Genomic DNA, 19,192 nt, shown 5'->3' on the forward strand with positions numbered 1-19,192 from the left:
TATGAAAACAGTTATTGCAGAAAAACCAAGCGTAGCAAGAGAAATAGCTAGCTTGTTGGGAGCTTCCGATAAAAAGGACGGTTATCTAACGGGCAACGGCTATTTTGTTACGTGGGCGTTCGGTCATTTAATTGGCTTGGGAATGCCTGAAGACTACGGGATTTCGAGGTTTGATAAGGCTTCATTGCCTATCCTCCCGAACCCGTTTATATTGACCGTTAAAAAGGTCAAAAAAGAAAAAGGCTATCAACCCGATGCTGGCGCAATGAAGCAACTAAAAATCATCAAAGATTTGTTTCATAAAAGCGACAGCATTATTGTTGCTACTGATGCAGGACGTGAGGGCGAGTTAATTTTCAGGTATATTTACGAATACCTGAAATGCAGCAAACCCTTTGAGCGGCTTTGGATAAGCTCGCTTACCGAAAAAGCAATCAAGCAAGGGTTTGACAGCCTGAAAGACGGCAAAGCATTTGACGGATTGTATCAGGCTGCGCAAGGCAGAAGCCGTGCCGATTGGCTGGTGGGCATCAATGCCACCCAAGCGTTGAGTATTTCCGCAGGAAACGGCATTTATTCATTGGGCAGAGTACAAACACCTACATTGGCTCTGATTTGCAAACGCTATTTGGAAAACAAAAATTTCTCTATTAAGAAGTATTGGCAAATTCAGCTTTTGCACCACAAAGAGGATATAGATTTTAAAAGTATCTCCAAATCCAAATGGGACGAACAAAAGTTAGCGGAAGATACATTGCGGTCAATCCAACGACACGGAACTGCTACGGTGATTTCGGGGGAAAGTAAAAACGTAACGGAGCAACCGCCTTTATTGTTTGACCTGACAGGACTGCAAAAGGAAGCCAACAAAAAGCTCAATCTATCCGCCGACCAAACGCTCAATATCGCCCAAAGCCTGTACGAAAAGAAATTTATTACCTATCCCCGTACCGGAAGCAAATATATTCCTGAAGATATGTGGGCGGAAGTTCCCAACCTTGTCAGGGCTTTGCAGGACAACGATAATTTCAGGCAAGCGGTATCAAAATTAAAATGGGGGCGGTTCAATAAGCGAATTGTAAACGATTTGCGAGTAACAGACCACCACGGTTTACTCATAACCGACAAAATCCCGTCTGCCCTGAATGCGGACGAAACAAAGGTGTACAATATGATTGCCTTTCGACTGCTCGAAGCCATATCACAAGCCTGTGTAAAAGAAGTAACGGATATAGCATTGGAAGTGTCGCACTACGATTTTACCCTGAAAGGCTGTAAGATTTTAGAGGCTGGCTGGCGTTCCATAAAAGGCAATTTCTCGGACGAAGATACCGAACCGATACGGGACTTGCCCGAACTGAGAAAGGGCGACGAACTGAAAATAAAAGAAGCCTCCGTTTTGGAGAAGAAAACCAAACCGCCTGTGCTGTTTACCGAAGCCGGACTATTGTCGGCAATGGAAAACGCAGGCAGGGAAATCGAAAACGAGGACGAACGGAAAGCCCTGCAAAATATCGGTATCGGTACGCCTGCCACAAGAGCCGCCATAATCGAAACCCTGTTTACCCGTAATTATATCCAACGGGATAAAAAAGCCTTAATACCAACGGAGAAAGGATTGCAGGTATATGAATTGGTAAAAGACCGCAAAATTGCGGACGTAGCTATGACCGCCGAATGGGAATTGGCTTTGCAGAAAATCGAAAACAACGAAGTTGATGCACGGGTATTTCTTAGGGAAATGGAAGCCTATGCAAAGTCTATAACAGACGAGCTGCTGCAAACCTCTATTGCAAATGAGAACCTGCCGAAACTGACCTGCCCGAAATGCAAAAGCCAGCAACTTATCATCCGTGATAAGATTGTAAAATGCCCTGACGAACATTGTAATTGGGTACAGTTCCGCAAAGTTTGCGAAGTGCAATTAAGCATAGCCGATATTACAAGCCTTGTCAATAACGGCAAAACGGGTCTGATTAAGGGAATGAAAAGCAAAGCCGGAAAGAAATTCGATGCCTACATCGTGTTGAATGAGAACGCCGAAAGTTCCTTTGAGTTTGAGAAAAAGAAAAGCACTAAACGCAATGGAAAATAAGCCAACCATTATACCCAAAGAAATCAGCAATCTGATTTATACCATTCGGGATAAACAAGTAATGCTGGATAGCGACCTCGCAACTTTGTATCAGGTAGAAACCAAAATACTGAACAAAGCCGTAAAACGGAATTTAGACAGGTTCCCCGATAAATTCTGCTTTCAACTGACCGATGAGGAAAGCGATTTTTTGAGGTTCCAAATTGGAACCTCAAACGTAGGGCGAGGCGGAAGACGGTATTTGCCCTACGTTTTTACCGAACAAGGTATCGCAATGCTCTCGGCTGTGTTGCGTTCTGATGTTGCCGTAAGGGTAAGTATTGAGATAATGGATGCCTTTGTAGAAATGCGGCGTATGCTTATCAGTAACGCCTCTTTGTTTCATCGTTTGGATAAAATCGAAATCAGGCAATTACAGGCAGACCAAAAAATCGAGGAAATATTTAAGGCTTTGGAAAGCGACAAGCTCCACAGCGAAAAAGGTATCTTCTACAACGGGCAGGTATTTGATGCCTACAAGTTTGTAGCTGATATTATCCGAAATGCCGAAAGCTCCATTATCCTGCTCGACAATTATGCAGATGATACAGTGCTGACCTTGTTGGGCAAACGCAAGGATAATGTAACGGCAAAAATCTACACCAAAGCTATCAGCAATCAGCTACGGCTGGACGTGCAACGCTACAACAGTCAATATGCCCCGATAGAAATTGAGCTGTTCCCTGATGCCCACGACCGATTTTTGATAATCGACCAAATGGAGCTGTATCATATCGGAGCCTCGCTCAAAGATTTGGGTAAAAAGTGGTTCGCATTTTCCCGAATGGATATAGAAGTCGGCAGGATGCTCCAACTCCTGAATAACAACTAAGCCTCTGAAAATTCAGAGGCTTTTTTATGCCCTGTTGCGACAAATCCTGCCTTTCAAAGCCAAACCCTGCCACATCTTCAAAGGCATTTGCTGCCTGCTCTAATTTTAGGCTTTACGCAAAATTTCTAAACAAAAATTATTATGAGTACACAGCAAAAAGACTTGTCGTATTACAGATTACGACTGCAAGAACACCTTAACAGTAGCTTTCCTGAAAAAGCGCACGACCAAAAATTTATCGACCAGCGTGCATCGTGGGCTGCAAATGCTTACGAGGGTGCGTTCAGTTCCGGCAATGCTATCGACAAATGCGACGAGATAGCCAATTACATACTTTTTGAGGGCTTGCACTTCTCCAAGTTTGATACCATTTTTCAGGTGGTATGCAATGAGTTTGATACCCTTATGGCAGACGAGGAACTGCGACCATTTGCCCTAAAAATGTTCCCTGTCTGTGCGCCTGTATTTGAAAAGTACCAATTAACCGATGATTTCGCTTACACCTACGAGTTTGACAAGCTCTACACGGAAGTAACCGGAACTATCGCAATATGGATTGAGGAAAATGGGCTTCAGTAAACGGCAGCACCTCCTGCACAATATTGAAGCCCTGCGGATTGCTTTTACCTTAGAAAAAGAACAACGGCAAGCCACCGCAGAGGAAAGACTGCTAATGATGCGTTACAGCGGATTTGGCGGTCTTAAATTCATTTTAAACCCCGTAGCGTACGAAATAGATATTAATAATTGGCGAAAAACCGAACACGATTTATTCCCGATTACGCAGGAGCTCCACCAGCTATTAAAAGAAAACGCAACGGACGAAAAGCAATACCGCCGATACGTTGAAAGTATGAAAAGCTCGGTACTGACCGCTTTTTATACGCCTCCGGAAATCATCAACGCTATATCCACCACATTAAAAGATAACGGTCTGAACATCGACAAATTTCTCGAACCGTCGGCAGGTATCGGGTCTTTTGTTCAGTCCTTTGCAGAGAGCCAAACTAAGGTAACTGCCTATGAAAAAGACTTGCTTACGGGCAAAATCTTAAAACACCTTTATCCTGAAAGCAATATCCGTGTGAGCGGCTTTGAGGAAATCCCCGAAAAGGAACACAACAGCTATGATGTAATTGCAAGCAATGTCCCTTTCGGCGATACCTCCGTGTTCGACCTTTCTTATTCCCGAAGCAAAGACCCAGCAAAAATACAGGCTGCCCGAAGCATTCATAATTATTTCTTTCTGAAAGCAAATGATATGCTCCGTGAGGGCGGTTTACAGGCATTCATTACTTCACAGGGAATTTTAAACAGCCCAAAGAATGAGCCGATACGCAGGGCATTAATGGAAAACAACAATTTGGTATCTGCAATCCGCTTACCCAATAACCTGTTTACAGATTATGCAGGTACGGAGGTCGGCAGCGATTTAATCATACTCCAAAAAGACAGTACAAAGCAAGAGCTTTCTTGGCGAGAAAACCGTTTTTGTGAAAGTTACCTCAACACGGATAACGTATCGGTTAATGTGTTGCTGGAAAATCCTGTTCGGGCTGTTCATACCGACCGGAAATTAGATACAGACCCTTACGGGCAACCTGCTATAATCTATACGCACAAAGACGGTGTTGAGGGCATTGCAAAAGACCTCAAACAAATGCTTTCCGATGATTTTGGAAAGCACCTGAATTGGTCTTTGTACACAGGCGAAAGCAACAATGAGCCTATCGTACAAATTCCGGTGCAACCAACGGTAACACCTCCGCCTCCGGTTATGGAGCGTGAAATCTTCCAACCGGAACAACCTCGCTTTACACCAGCTCCCACAGTACAGGAAAGCCCACAGGAACAAGTGCAGCTTAGTATTTTCGACTTGTTTGAGAATGCAGGCGAAACCGTCGCCGTTCTTGCTCCGCCTAAGCGAACCACAAGAGCCCAAAGGCAGACCAATAACCGCCATAGAACGCCTATCGGTCGCCAACCGGACTTATTCAGTGGGGCAATGCAACAGCCGTACACGCAGCCTGCTCCCAATGGCAAGGTCAATAGAACCTCCGAACCCAAAAGTATAAAACCGGAAGTAATTGGAGATTTATTTTCACAGCCGGACGGAAATAACCTGGCTAATCAGCCAGACGTTTCCGTCGCTGTTCCTGCCTCTGTTCCCGAACCTGCTTTATACAGTCAGGAATTACAATCATTCCACCGTAACGATTGCCTTGTGGTAGATAACGGCTGGGTGGGCTATTTGCAGGAGGTTGATAAGGATGATAAAACGGCAATGTTCCACCCCTTGCAATTATCGCCTCCCCAAAAAGCAAGAGCCGAAGCCTATATCGCAGTACGTGATACCTACAACGACCTGTATAAAAAGGAAGCCGAAAAACAAACCGAACATAAGGAAGAAAGGGAAAACCTTAACCGTCTGTACGATGCCTTTGTAAAAAAGTACAGCAACCTGAACAGTGCCGATAATATCAAGCTGATTAAAACAGACAGTGCCGGAAAAGAAATCCCGTATTTGGAGCGTGTAAAAGGCGGTATCGTTCAGAAAGCGGATATATTCAGCCACCCGGTAAGTTTTTCTACCACCACATTGGCAACCGACAATCCGCAGGAAGCATTGGCTTCCTCGCTGAACAAATACGGGGCAGTTGATTTGGACTATATGTCCGAAATCAGCAATATGACTGCCGATGCCCTGAAAGAGCATTTACACGGTCGTATTTTTTACAATCCATTGGAAAGGGAGTACGAGATTGCCGAACGCTGGATAGCTGGTAACGTAGTGGAAAAAGCCAAAGAAATCAGAGCCTACGTTGAACAAAATCCCGAAGATAAGGAAGCCAAACAAAGCCTTACGGTATTGGAGGATGCCCGACCTAGACGTATCGAATTTGAGGAGCTGGACTTCAACCTCGGCGAACGCTGGATACCCACAGGCATTTATGCCAAATTTGCCTCGCACCTGTTTGATGCAGATGTGAAAATCCACTATTCGGACAGCTCCGATGATTTTTCGGTAATCTGTAATCAGGGAAACCAAAATATTTGGGTAAAGTATGCGGTAAAGGCAGAAGGCCGGACGTTTGACGGCGTTGCCCTGCTGAAGCACGCCCTTGTGAATACAACGCCTGATATAACGAAAAAAATCGAGGTGGACGGGCAGGAAGTCAAGGTCAGGGATATGGAAGCCGTACAAATGGCTAATACCAAAATTGACGAAATCCGCTCCGCTTTTACCGATTGGCTCTTTGCACAATCCGACGAATTTAAAACAAGGCTTACCGACCAATACAACGATACGTTTAACTGTTTTGTACGCCCCAATTATGACGGTTCTCATCAGGACTTTGCAGGCTTAGACCGCAAAGGTTTGGGTATCGAAGACCTGTACAGTAGCCAAAAGGACACTGTTTGGATGATTAAGCTGAACAGCGGTGCAATCTGCGACCACGAGGTCGGTGCTGGGAAAACACTCATAATGTGTACGGCAGCACAGGAAATGAAGCGATTGGGCTTAGCGCACAAACCAATGATAATCGGGTTAAAAAGCAATGTTCACGAAATTGCCGAAGCCTACCGCACAGCCTATCCCCACGCTAAAATATTGTTTCCGGGCAAAGAAGATTTTACACCACAAAAACGCCTGCGGATTTTCGGGGATATTAAAAACAATGATTGGGATTGTGTGATACTCACGCACGACCAATTCGGTATGATACCGCAAAGCCCCGAAATCCAAAAGGAAATCCTCGAAATAGAATTGGATAATGTGGAGCGTAACCTCTACGCAATGGAGGCAGACGGTGCGGAAGTAACAAGGGGTATGCTCGCTGGAGCTATCAAGCGAAAGGACAATCTCGAAGTGAAGCTAAAAACTTTACAGCACGATATTGAGAACCGCAAAGATGATATTGTGGACTTTAAAATGATGGGCATTGACCATTTGTTCATTGACGAAAGCCACCAATTCAAAAACCTGATGTTCAATACCCGTCATAGTAGAGTTGCCGGATGGGTAACGTGGACGGCAGCCAAAAGGCAATGAACCTGCTGTTTGCTATCCGTACCATTCAGGAGCGTATTGATGCCGATATGGGCGCAACCTTTCTATCGGGAACAACTATCAGCAATTCATTAACGGAGCTGTACCTGCTGTTCAAATACCTGCGGCCACGAGCATTAGAGAAACAGGGTATTAACTGTTTCGATGCTTGGGCTGCAATTTATGCCCGTAAAACAACGGATTATGAATTTTCGGTAGCTAACAATATTGTAGCAAAAGAACGCTTCCGTTATTTCATCAAAGTACCGGAGCTGGCACAGTTCTACTCTGAAATTACGGATTACAGGACTGCCAAAGATATTGGCATTGACCGCCCCGAAAAAAATGAAATCCTGTACAATATTCCGCCTACGCCGGACCAAGAGGAATTTATACAAAACCTTATGGGATTTGCGAAGTCCGGCGATGCGACGTTGTTAGGCAGATTACCGCTGTCAAAATCGGAAGAAAAAGCCAAAATGCTTATCGCTACGGACTACGCCCGTAAGATGTCTTTGGATATGCGAATGGTAAGCGGAATTTACGAAGACCACCCCGATAACAAAGCCTCGCACTGTGCCGAAAATATTGCAAAATATTACAACAAATTCAACGCACAGAAAGGAACGCAGTTCGTATTCTCGGATTTGGGAACCTACAAGCCGAACGAGTGGAATGTGTACTCGGAAATCAAACGCAAGCTCGTGGAAGACCACGGCATACCAGCGAATGAAATCCGGTTTATTCAGGAAGCCAAAACCGACAATCAGCGTAAAGCCCTTATCAAAGGAATGAATGAGGGCAAAATCCGTGTGCTGTTCGGCTCAACAAGTATGCTCGGTACGGGCGTAAACGCACAGAAACGGGCGGTTGCCGTGCATCATTTAGATACGCCGTGGCGGCCGTCTGACCTTGCCCAGCGTGACGGCAGGGCAATCCGCAAAGGCAATGAAATTGCCAAGCATTTTGCCAATAACAAAGTTGATGTACTTATTTACGCTGTTGAGAAATCGCTGGATAGCTATAAATTCAACCTGCTGTTCAATAAACAGCTATTCATCGACCAATTAAAATCCAACAATCTCGGCAAACGAACTATTGACGAGGGCAGTATGGACGAAAAATCGGGTATGAATTTCTCTGAATACGTGGCAATCCTGTCAGGCAATACAGACCTGCTGGATAAGGCACGGGTTGAAAAACAGGTTGCCGGATTGGAAAGCGAAAAGCAAGCCTTTACCCGTTCCAAGTACAGTGCCAAAGCCAAATTGGAAGATTATACAAAAGAGTTTGACCAAGCTAAATCACGCCTCAACCGAATGACAACGGATTGGGATAATTTACAGAAACGCATACAGAAACGGCAGGACGGTAAAATCTTAAATCCTGTTCAGTTGGAGGGCTTACCGCCCAATGCGAACGTTAAACAGATTGGAACCAAGCTCAATGAAATTGCAGACAAAGCCCGTACAGGTGGGGATTATCAGGAGATTGGCAGTTTGTACGGTTTTCAGCTATTGGTTAAAACGGAAATGTCCGAAAAAGACGGCGTAGATATTCGGGTAAACCGATTTTTTATACAGGGAGAGGGTAACATTAAGTACAATCACAATTTTGGTGTGATTGCCAAAGACCCTGAAACCGCCTCTTTAAACTTTTTGAGAGCGTTGGAAAAAATACCGCCACTTATGGTAAAGGAACAAGAAAGCATTGCGAGTTACCAAAAGGATATACCTGTGCTTCAGGAGGTCGTTAATGGTACGTGGACTAAGGAGAGCCGACTGAGTGAACTCAAAACTGAGCTGGCTTCTATCGAGCGGAAGATACAGCTATCAATCGAACCGGAGAAAAAAGGAGAACCTGCGGAACAGGTCGAAAAAAAGCAAGAAACGCCAAAGGTTTCGGAGAGTATTATTCGGACAAAAGGGGTTCATTTGCCAAGAGGGATATTGTAAAAAGTAAGAGCGGATCTGCAAAGTCCGCTCTTACTTTTTATCTTCTATCTAATGACTGCTACCGCTCGTCCTGTTCGTCCATTCTCTTAATCAGGGCATCACGCAGGCTGTCAAGGAATTTTGTGCGGTTCATTTTTCGGGACTTGAGTTCTAAAAATGTATGGTAAAAATCGCCCAAGTCAATATTAAAATGGTTTTCAAAAAATCTAACAATGGTAATAATGTCTGTATTCCCATTGTTAAATACACCTTGCGAATGCACTGCGTAAATCAATTCGGTCGCTGCCGCTTTAGTTCCCGTCCAATTTAAGGGCGAATTAGCAAACGACTTTCTATTCTGATAGTTATGTAGCTGGTCTTCAAGATAGACCTGTATCCGGTCATTCGCTATAATTTTCGCTACTTTATAATCGTGGGAAGTAGAGAACCGATGGTCTGTTTCAAAATAAACGGTATCTAAACTTAACTTGATGTCGTGCTGTCCACGAACAAAATATTTGCAATCAAGATAGGTACTGTCGGTTCTGTAATATTTGCAGAACTCAATATTTCGGTCATAAAACCTTTTGAGTTCCGACATTTCTTTGTTGAGGTAGTTTTCTACAACTTCTTTTCCTCCGAATGGATTTTTGCCTCTATCTTATAAATTGCATTGTAAAAGATGAGTTTCGCAACAATGGCAGGTTTTTGATATTTGAAAAAACGAATTTCATTGTCTTTGTTATTGAAACCCATTTTTAAAACAAATTCTTTCATTTCCGACAAGCATTGCACAATTAGAGGTATAATAACTTCTATGCGTTGTAAGGGATTGTCAATATCAAGCTCAATTGCGGCGATTTCCCTTTCCAACTTACTGCGTGTTTCATTGTAATATACTTCCATTTTTTATTACCATTATATATAGGTTTGCATTTTGAAAATTGTCAGTGCTGTCAAACGCACCACCTTAACCAATCGACAAACCGCTCAATGTATCTCCTAATGCCTGAATAGTTCTGTCCATTATCTTCCAACATTGACCGTAAGACTTTTTCTGCATATTTATTCATTGTTTCTCCGATTTCTTTCTGCTCAAAACCTTTTTTGAATAACTGTTTTATTTCCGGTTCATTGGACGAATTAAACACCACGGAGGCATAGCCGATTACCTGTTTTTGGCAATCGACCAACGCCAAGGGCAAACCAAATGCTTCTGTCAAAGCATCAGCATTACCGTTCGCTTCGTTGTATATGGAACGTATAAAGTGTAAATCTGATAGATATACGTTTCTGATTTTTAGTTGCCCATCCATAGTTTATTTTACCTGTCCTTCAAAGCCCTTAATGCCGAGGTAATGGAAATCACATCCACCACTTCCTGCAATCCTGCACCAATCAATGCCGGTAAAACACCGAAGGCTGCAATCAGCATCAGCACGGTACAAACGGCAATGCCAATGAAAACGGATTGACGGGCAATCTTCATTGTTTCTTTGGAAATGAGAATGGTATCACTCACTTTTTGCAGATTATCTCTTAATATCACGACATCTGCCGAATCGCTGGCGGAACTCGATCCTTTAGCACCCATCGCAATGCCTACATCGGCAACGGTTAACGACGGCGCATCGTTCACGCCATCACCCACCATTACAACCGGACGAAATTCGCCGGGCATACTTTTCAGGATTTTCAGTTTGTCTTCCGGCAAACAGCCACCGTGCACTTCCGTAATGCCAATTTCTTTGGCAATGTTTTCAGAAATACTTTGCTTGTCGCCGGAAATCATCATAATTTTTTGGATACCCATTTTTATTAATTGGGCAATGGTTTGCCGGGCTTCGGGACGCACTTCATCGGTAAAGGTGATTTCCCCTGCATATTTGTCATTCACCGAAACAAACAACGAGGTTTTTTCCGTTTTAATTGAAATGGGTTCGGTCGTTACAAAATTCAGTTTACCCACTTTCACCAGTTTGCCGTTTACTTTTCCTTCAATACCATTTCCTTCTATTTCCTTTAAATCTGTTGCCAGAGGAATCGGTTTATCGCCGATATATTTCATCACCGAAACCGCCAAAACGTGGGAAGACTGCTGTTCTACGCTGGCTACAAAATCAATCAGTTCGTCTTGCGAATAAGAATTTTCCGGGATGATGTCGTCCACAGTAAGATCGCCTTTGGTTAAGGTTCCGGTTTTATCGAAGGCGATGGCTTTCATTCTGTCCAGTTTTTCGATGACAGTCCCGGATTTTATCACCACCCCATTTCTGCTGGAACGGCTCATTCCGGCTATCAGGGCAATGGGAGCCGCCAGAATCAGCGGGCAGGGCGAAGCCACCACCAACACTTCGGCAATGCGGTTGGGATCTTTGGTAATCAAATAAGCAATTCCGGCAATTAAAAAAGCAACGATGGTAAAAGGCAAAGCGTACCGATCCGCCATTCGCACAAAATGTGCCGGCTCTTTTTCGGAATTATGCACCAATTGCACGAGTTGCTGGTACTGGCTGTCTTTGGCGAGTTTGGAAACCTGAATGGTAATGGCTCCCGAACCATTCACCGAACCCGACCATAAGCCGTTGCCTTTGGTTTTGTTGACGGGTTTGGATTCGCCCGTGAGCGAAGATTCGTCCAGCAGCACCTCTCCACTCAGTAAAATTCCGTCCACGGGAATAATTTCCTTGGGTTTTACGATGATGATGTCACCGATTTTAATATCCTCCACAGGAACATCATGTAAATCGTTTCCTGTTTTTTTATGAGCAATTCGGGGTGTATTATCAAGCAATGATTTTAAATCTTTCCGGGCTTTTTTCTGGGCATAATCTTCCAACGAATCACCTCCGGTAATCATAATGAGGATAATGAGTGCCGCCCAATAATTACCAACAGCTAAGGTTGCAGCAATGGCAGAAATCGCCAAAATATCCACGCCAAAATTCCCGGAACGAAGCACGTCGATCATTCCTTTCAGAAGAACAATGGACATCAAAATGCCGGTTGCCGTAATTAAGATTTTAGCATAATGCGGTTCTTTCAGGATAAATTCCAGAACAAGTGCCACTAAGGCAATGCTGAGAACGATAATGAATTTATATATATTTTTCATTTTTATAATTTTAAAAGTTTAAAGACAAACCTAATCCCATTGTTTTATTTTGATAAAACGGATATACAAGAGCACTATTTTTGCTATGATCTTTTGAAAATAATTTACTGACTTTTGGGAACAACCAATAGGCAACTTCTGTGGAGAGAATTCCAATACCGGCACCTGCAACCACATCACCCACCCAATGTTTATCATTCAAAATGCGATAAACTCCCGTAAAAACAGCAATTGGATAACCAGACAAACTTAACCAAATATTTTCATCCTGATATTCACGGAACATAAAATGTGCTGTTGTAAAAGCAGTTGTAGTATGTCCCGAAGGAAACGACAAATTATTAGAACCATCTGGTCGTTCTTCTCTCACCAAATGCTTGGTAGGTAATACGACAGCACTTGAAATCAGCAACGATGTGCCTAAAATAATACTTCGGTCTTTCAAATTATGTTTTCCTTTAAGTCCAATAGCATTTAATCCATAAACCAATATTGCAGGTACGTATTGGGTATAATTATCCAGTTTTATTTTATCCGGCTGATGCTCCCCAATTTCATATTGGGTGGAACGGTTCAGCTGTTTCAGATCATCAGACGTCAGGCTCAGGATTCCGTATCCGATAAAAACAGAAGGTACAATCAGCTTTTTATATTTAAATTGATAGGCGTGGTCAAATGATTGATCCATCTTTTGACCTGTTACCAAACTATCCGTTTGTGCTATTCCCAATTGATAAACGCACAATATGAGTATCAATAATAAATGTCTCATTCTTAAATTTATTAATCATCTCCGCCAATCATTTTGGAAGCAATTCCCTTTTGAGCTGTTTTTTCTGCCAGCCAAATCCCGCCAAAATGCAAAATAATAAAAATCGGAAACCAGTAAATTGCCCATTTATGAATGGTTTCCATTGTATCTTTCAGGTCTCCATTCCACCATTTCAGGTAGGCTCCGGTGATGGATGAAACAATCACAAACAAGTAAAATAGCAGATAAATAAATCCCTGAAATTTTTCTTTTGCTGATGTATTTGCCGAAAAAGGATTTGGAAAACGAATGCCCTTTACCAACATATAAATGATGCGAACCGCAATGATTACAAAGAAAACATACGCTGCATATTCGTGCCATTGCCACATAGGGTCCAGAATGCTTTTTACTGTTACGATGGTTTGTTCATTGGTTAAATCAATGCCTTGCATATTTTTTTCAATAGCTCCCAGAATGGCTTTTTTACCCATCCAGTTGATCCGAAGAAATCCGGTGATAAACAAAACCGTCATTAGTAGAGCTGTGCCCCAGTGTAAACCACGATGAAGCGGGGTAAATATTTTTGTTGAATTTCTCATTATTTTAAATTTTTATATCAGATTTTATCTGACTGTTATTCTTCATCTTCACTGGTATTTTTCAACTTCATCAATAAGGTATAGGCGTTTTTAACCACGATTTTCTTACCTTGAAAATCAGCAAAGTTGAGGATTTCAACAAAGCCATTTTCGGAAATTCCCAATGTGACCGGGACCATCTTCCAGGTCTGTTTCCCGGTTTCTGTAAAGACATAACTTTTCCCTTCAAAATCCACCACGCTTTCTTCCGGAATAGCATTTGCAAAAGAATTTTCTGTTTTCACTTCGGCATTCATATACATTCCGGGAATGAGTGCAGGATCGTATTTTTCAAAATGACAATGAACCTCAGCCATGCCGCTTCCGTCCACGTCTTTACTCGTCAGCAAAATTTCACCGGCATATTTTTTTGAAGGATCTACATTGGTATAAGCCACAATCTGTTGCCCGGTTTTCAGCATTTCCAAATCCTTTTCATACACTTTTAAATTGAGGTGAATATCAGAAGGATTGATGAGTTCAAACAGCACATCCGAAGACGTTACATATTTGCCTACATTCACATTCACCTTGCTCACAAAACCGTTGATGGTACTATAGACAGGTACGCTCTGCTGAATATTTCCGGCAGATATCTTAGCCGGATTTATGTTGACCAACTTCAGTTGCTGGGCAATGGAATTCATCAGAATTTGCTGATCGCTCATAATGGATTGTGCCTGCTGCATCACTTTATCACTACTTGCCTGGCTTTGGTTGAGCTTAGTTTGTCGGTTATAATCCAGTTGGGCAAAGTGGTATTTGGATTTTGCCATCAGATAATCCTGCTGCAACTGTACAAACTGCGGATTTTCAATAACGGCAATTACCTGACCTTTAACTACTTTCATCCCTGGCAAAAGGCGGGTGCTTTTCAGATAGCCGCCCAGCGGTGTACTTACGGAAACCAGATTTTGCGGTGGTACATCAATTTTACCGTTGAGTTTCAATACGGTGGAAATATGCTGCATCGACAGTTCCGCGGTTTCAATGGGGGTATTGTGTAACTGTGCATCGGTGAAAATAACCGTGTTTTCGTCTTTCGGATTTGCAGTTTTGGTGGCGGTGGTTTCTTGTTTTTGTTGACATTGAACTGCGGAAAGCAGTACTATCAAGACCAAAAAATAAGAACCGTATAATTTTAATATTTTCATTTTCTTGTCTAATTATATATTGATTTGAAAAATTCTGTTTACTGTTTAAAATATCCTGTTCATCAACTACTGAATCGTGATATAATTCAGTTCAACCACGCTTTCGTTTAGTTTCAATAGGGCATCTGCATAATTGCTTTTGAGCAAAACTGCCTGATTGACGAGCATTACAAATTCCAGATAATTGATTTCTCCGTTAATGAATTGTTGCTGTGCTGTTTTGGTAATGATGTCTGCATTTTTCAGTTCATCAGTTTCGTAACGGTTGATGATTTCGAGATTCGTTTGATACATTTGCTTGAGCTGTTGCTGTTTTTTCTCTAATGCAAATTCCGTATTATGCCAATCGTTTTCCGCAATGCTTTCCGCCACTTTAGAAGCGTGAATTCTTGCCTTTTGTCCGCCTGAAAATATTGGAATGCCAACACCTACCATCACCGAATGAAACTGTGGTGTAGCAGAATACAGTTTATCATCAGGTCCCATACCTTTGAACGAATTGAGATTATAACCGATTTGCAAACCCGGAAGAAGTCTGGATTTTTCCACTTCGGTTTGTTTGCCGGCAACCGTTTTTTGCTGTTCCAATACATGTAACAAGGGATGCGAAGCATTTTCCTGAAGCAAAAGAACCGGTCTGGAATTTTCCAAAGGAAGATATTCCGTTTCGGAATTGAGCAACCAACTGAACTGCAACTGCAAGGTTTTTATTTCCTGCTGCACTTGTTTCAACTGAATCTCAATCGCCGATTTTTGGTTGGAAGCCGTTGTTTTTTCCAGAATATTGCTTTCTCCTGCTTTTAAACGCAAACTGGCTTTGTCTAAAAATTGGGTGTACAGTTGCAACGTTTCATTCAGCAATTTTTCCTTATCTTTCCAATACACCATCTGGAAATAACTTTGGCTGACGGCTTTTTTCAGTTCAAATTCTTTAAGCGAAACATTCAACTGGCTTTTTTTCCATTCTTCGGAATGCAAATTTTTCTGTTTCTGATACACAGTCGGAAAAGCGATGCTCTGTGAAATCCCGAATTTCATATCGTTGTATGCACTATTTATTTGTCCGTAATCTGCTGTAACTGCGGTTTGCGGAATATCGGCATTAGAAGTTTTAATCAATGCTTTGGCATAATCCGAACGCAGTTTTTCATTTTTCAGGTTGCGATTGTTTTGCAACGCTGTTTGCACGGCTTCATCTAAAGAAATTATGGTTTGTGCCTTCATTTTTATTCCTGAAAACAGCATAAAAATCAACAGAACAGAGGCGACATGTTTGGATTTTGGTTTTTTCATTTTAAATCCATTTTCGATATTGACATATAAAAGCGGTAGGACAAAAAGGGTGAGCAAAGTGGCCAATATCAGTCCGCCAATTACCACGGTCGCCAAAGGTCGCTGCACTTCTGCTCCAGCACCTGTGCTTATTGCCATCGGGATAAAGCCGAGGGAGGCAACGGCTGCGGTCATCAATACCGGACGCAATCGGCTTTCGCCGCCATCAATCACAATTCTGACGATATTTCTAATGCCGTTTTTATGCAGTCGGTTAAATTCTGAAATCAATACAATACCGTTCAAAACCGCTACGCCAAAAAGAGCGATAAAACCAACGGCAGCACTGATGCTGAAAGGCATTCCGCGTAAATTCAACATAAATACACCTCCGATGACCGACAACGGAATGGCGGTGTAAATCAGAAGACTTTCTTTAATCGACTTGAACGCCATAAACAACAGGACAAATATCAATGCCAATGCCAGCGGAACGGCAATCATCAACCGTTGTTTAGCGTTGTTCAGATTTTCAAAAGAACCGCCATACGTAATAGAATAGCCGGCCGGAAGTTTAATCTGTTTGTCCACTTTACCCTGCAATTCTTCCACAATGCTTTGCACATCACGGTCTTTGATGTTGAAGCCGACGACAATACGGCGTTGTGCATTTTCACGTTGAATTTGATTGGGACCTTCCACCACATCTACGGTTGCCAGCTGATTGAGCGGGATCTGATTGCCTGCAGGTGTTGGAACCAATAGATTTTGAATATTATTGATGTTTTTTCGGTCACTGGCATTCAGGCGTACTACCATATCAAAGCGTTTTTCGCCTTCAAAAACCAAACCTGTACTCTGTCCGGCAAATGCGGTATTAATCACCCGATTGACATCTGCAACAGAAAGATGATACTGAGCAATCACGGGACGATTGTATTTTACTACCACCTGCGGAAGCCCGGAAACCGGTTCTATATAAAGGTTTTGTGTACCTTTTACCGTTTCAATGATTTTACCGAGTTGGTTGGCATTTTGCACCAAAGAATCCAGATTATCGCCAAAGATTTTGATGACCACATCCTGTCTTGCACCAGTCATCAGTTCATTAAAACGCATCGCTACCGGATACTGAAAACCAACTGTAATACCGGGCACATCTTCCAGTGCTTTGCTCATTTTTTCTGATAATTCGGGAAACGTTTTGGCGGAAGTCCATTCTTTTTTGTCTTTCAGAATGACCATCATATCCGAAGCATCCATTGGCATCGGATCGGTAGGCACTTCTCCACTTCCTATCTTGGTGACCACTTTTTCCACTTCGGGGAAACGGGTTTTTAAGATATGGGCTGCTTTTTGCGTACTTTCAATCGTGGTGGTAAGGTTGCTGCCCGGTAAAACGCGGGTATCCACCGCAAAATCACCTTCTTCCAAAGACGGAATAAATTCGCCGCCCATTCTGCTTAGCAGAATTATTGCCGTGATGAACAATATCCCGATTATGGTAAAAATGGTTTTCGGAATGCGTAAAACTTTCAGCAAGGTTTTCAAATAAAGCGCTTCTACTTTCTTCATTACCCTGTCCGACCACGAAGGTTTTAAACTTCTTTTCTTCAACAAAACCGAACTCATCATCGGAATGTAGGTTAGGGAAAGCAGAAATGCACCTAATAATGCAAACGCCACCGTTTCTGCCATCGGGCGGAACATTTTCCCTTCAATCCCTTGCAATGTTAGGATCGGAATGTACACAATGAAGATGATAATTTGTCCGAAAACTGCACTGTTCATCATTCTTCCGGCAGATTCTGTAACTACACTATCCATATCATTGGACGGAATTTTCAGCAGGCTCTTGAACTTAGGATTGAGGGATAACTGATGCAGGACGGCTTCTACAATAATGACCGCTCCGTCGATGATTAATCCAAAATCCAGTGCACCCAAACTCATCAGATTGCCGCTCACCCCGAAAAGGTTCATCATACAAATGGCAAAAAGCATTGCTAGTGGAATCACCGAAGCCACGAGTAAGCCGGCTCTGAAATTTCCGAGAAATAAAACGAGGACAAATACCACGATTAAAGCACCTTCCATAAGGTTTCTCTCTACCGTGCTGATGGCATTATTCACCATTTTGGTACGGTCAAGAAAGGGTTCTATCACCACGCCTTCGGGCAGGGTTTTCTGGATTTGAGCCACTTTGGCTTTTACATCTTTGATGACCTGACTACTGTTGGCACCTTTCAGCATCATCACCACCGCACCCGAAACTTCGCCCTGATCGTTGTAAGTCATCGCTCCGTAACGGGTGGCAAAACCAATTTTGACATCAGCTACATCTCGGATAAACAGCGGTACATCGTTGTTTTTATTGGTAATGGAAATGTTTTGAATATCCTCAATATTGCCCACCAAACCTTCGCTCCGAATGTAGAGAACGGTTGGCCCTTTTTCGATATAAGCACCGCCGGTGTTCTGGTTATTGGCATTCAGTGCATCAAAAACATCATTGATGGTAATGCCGTAAGCATTAAGTCGGTCGGGATTCACGGCAATCTCGTATTGCTTCAATTTACCGCCAAAACTGCTGACTTCCGCTACGCCTTTGACCTGAAGTAGCTGTCGACGCACAATCCAATCCTGAATGGTACGGAGTTCCGTAACGTCGTATTTTTGTTCAAAACCTTCTTTAGGACGAACGACATATTGATAGATTTCGCCCAAACCGGTAGAAATCGGCCCTAATTGCGGTGTTCCGATACCTTGCGGAATTTCATTCTGAACCTGTTGCAGCCGCTCTGCCACTTGTTGTCTTGCCCAATACACATCAATACCATCATCAAAAACAATGGTAACCAAGGACAATCCGAAACGGGAGAAACTGCGGATTTCTTTGAGTCCGGAAATATTGGAGTTCGCCTGTTCAATTGGGAAAGTAACCAGACGTTCGATATCGGTTGCCCCAAAAGACGGAGCGATTGTAATAACCTGCACCTGATTATTGGTAATGTCCGGCACAGCATCAATCGGTAATTTGCTTACCTGATAAGAGCCAATGCCGATTAAACCAAGAACCAATAATGCTATAATGAGTTTGTTCTTTACAGAAAACTCAATGATTTTTGTAAGCATAATTTATTCTGTTAATCGTAAATGATAAATAAAGAGATTTGACGTTTCCAATACATGATAAATCCTACAGGCGGACACAAAATACACCGACTGCCCGAATGAAAGTATTATCAAACAGCAAATGCACGATGAAAGGATTCATCGTGGAAATCAAAAAAGATTAACAGAATTTC

The 19,192-nt window shown here is 42.6% G+C and carries 9 protein-coding genes and 2 pseudogenes; 4 read left to right on the top strand and 7 right to left on the bottom strand.

Translation table 11 applies throughout. The features are described 5' to 3' along the window. Window position 1 precedes the first annotated feature (1 nt). The 4 genes and pseudogenes from WJU16_RS20900 (at window position 2) to WJU16_RS26165 (ending at window position 8,972) form a co-directional block, all read left to right on the top strand. Entirely contained in the window at window positions 2-2,095 is a 2,094-nt protein-coding gene (locus tag WJU16_RS20900) for a DNA topoisomerase 3 (RefSeq protein WP_341835350.1), read from the top strand. Then, window positions 2,085-2,966, top strand: coding sequence for an ORF6N domain-containing protein (locus tag WJU16_RS20905; protein ID WP_341835351.1), 882 nt, complete (start codon window positions 2,085-2,087; stop codon window positions 2,964-2,966). The genes WJU16_RS20900 and WJU16_RS20905 overlap by 11 nt, the downstream gene beginning before the upstream one ends. A 141-nt stretch (window positions 2,967-3,107) precedes the next feature. Beyond that, window positions 3,108-3,545, top strand: coding sequence for a DUF1896 domain-containing protein (locus tag WJU16_RS20910; protein WP_286486234.1), 438 nt, complete (start codon window positions 3,108-3,110; stop codon window positions 3,543-3,545). After that, window positions 3,532-8,972, top strand: a pseudogene (locus tag WJU16_RS26165) (N-6 DNA methylase). The gene WJU16_RS20910 and the pseudogene WJU16_RS26165 overlap by 14 nt, the downstream one beginning before the upstream one ends. Window positions 8,973-9,030: 58 nt before the next feature. Here WJU16_RS26165 and WJU16_RS26170 read toward each other — a convergent pair. The 7 genes and pseudogenes from WJU16_RS26170 to WJU16_RS20960 all read right to left on the bottom strand — a co-directional run bounded on the left by WJU16_RS26170 (window position 9,031) and on the right by WJU16_RS20960 (window position 19,019). Further along, window positions 9,031-9,857 (bottom strand): annotated as a pseudogene (locus WJU16_RS26170) (RteC domain-containing protein). Window positions 9,858-9,907: 50 nt separating this feature from the next. Next, on the bottom strand, window positions 9,908-10,267 hold the full coding sequence (locus WJU16_RS20935; protein ID WP_341835356.1) for a hypothetical protein: 360 nt from the start codon (window positions 10,265-10,267) through the stop codon (window positions 9,908-9,910). A gap of 8 nt (window positions 10,268-10,275) precedes the next feature. Beyond that, window positions 10,276-12,066 (bottom strand): heavy metal translocating P-type ATPase, encoded by a 1,791-nt coding sequence (locus tag WJU16_RS20940; RefSeq protein ID WP_341835357.1) that lies wholly within the window; start codon window positions 12,064-12,066, stop codon window positions 10,276-10,278. A gap of 10 nt (window positions 12,067-12,076) precedes the next feature. Continuing rightward, the gene (locus WJU16_RS20945; RefSeq protein ID WP_286486223.1) at window positions 12,077-12,838 is read right to left on the bottom strand and encodes a phosphatase PAP2 family protein; all 762 of its coding nucleotides are present in this window, start codon (window positions 12,836-12,838) and stop codon (window positions 12,077-12,079) included. Between the two features lie 11 nt (window positions 12,839-12,849). Next, window positions 12,850-13,419, bottom strand: coding sequence for a cytochrome b/b6 domain-containing protein (locus WJU16_RS20950; protein ID WP_286486221.1), 570 nt, complete (start codon window positions 13,417-13,419; stop codon window positions 12,850-12,852). Between the two features lie 35 nt (window positions 13,420-13,454). After that, entirely contained in the window at window positions 13,455-14,612 is a 1,158-nt protein-coding gene (locus tag WJU16_RS20955; protein WP_341835358.1) for an efflux RND transporter periplasmic adaptor subunit, read from the bottom strand. A 66-nt stretch (window positions 14,613-14,678) separates the two neighbouring features. Beyond that, window positions 14,679-19,019 carry a CusA/CzcA family heavy metal efflux RND transporter gene (locus WJU16_RS20960; protein WP_341835359.1) on the bottom strand — a complete coding sequence of 1,447 codons (4,341 nt, stop codon included), beginning with the start codon at window positions 19,017-19,019 and terminating at the stop codon, window positions 14,679-14,681. Between the last annotated feature and the right edge of the window lie 173 nt (window positions 19,020-19,192).

It is taken from the genome of Chitinophaga pollutisoli, from assembly GCF_038396755.1.
In the GTDB taxonomy this organism is placed as follows: Bacteria; Bacteroidota; Bacteroidia; order Chitinophagales; family Chitinophagaceae; genus Chitinophaga; species Chitinophaga pollutisoli.

Coding starts and splice junctions, on each gene's coding strand:
- WJU16_RS20900 (WP_341835350.1), top strand. CDS start 2: ATGAAAACAGTTATTGCAGAAAAACCAAGCGTAGCAAGAGAAATAGCT.
- WJU16_RS20905 (WP_341835351.1), top strand. CDS start 2,085: ATGGAAAATAAGCCAACCATTATACCCAAAGAAATCAGCAATCTGATT.
- WJU16_RS20910 (WP_286486234.1), top strand. CDS start 3,108: ATGAGTACACAGCAAAAAGACTTGTCGTATTACAGATTACGACTGCAA.
- WJU16_RS20935 (WP_341835356.1), bottom strand. CDS start 10,267: ATGGATGGGCAACTAAAAATCAGAAACGTATATCTATCAGATTTACAC.
- WJU16_RS20940 (WP_341835357.1), bottom strand. CDS start 12,066: ATGAAAAATATATATAAATTCATTATCGTTCTCAGCATTGCCTTAGTG.
- WJU16_RS20945 (WP_286486223.1), bottom strand. CDS start 12,838: ATGAGACATTTATTATTGATACTCATATTGTGCGTTTATCAATTGGGA.
- WJU16_RS20950 (WP_286486221.1), bottom strand. CDS start 13,419: ATGAGAAATTCAACAAAAATATTTACCCCGCTTCATCGTGGTTTACAC.
- WJU16_RS20955 (WP_341835358.1), bottom strand. CDS start 14,612: ATGAAAATATTAAAATTATACGGTTCTTATTTTTTGGTCTTGATAGTA.
- WJU16_RS20960 (WP_341835359.1), bottom strand. CDS start 19,019: ATGCTTACAAAAATCATTGAGTTTTCTGTAAAGAACAAACTCATTATA.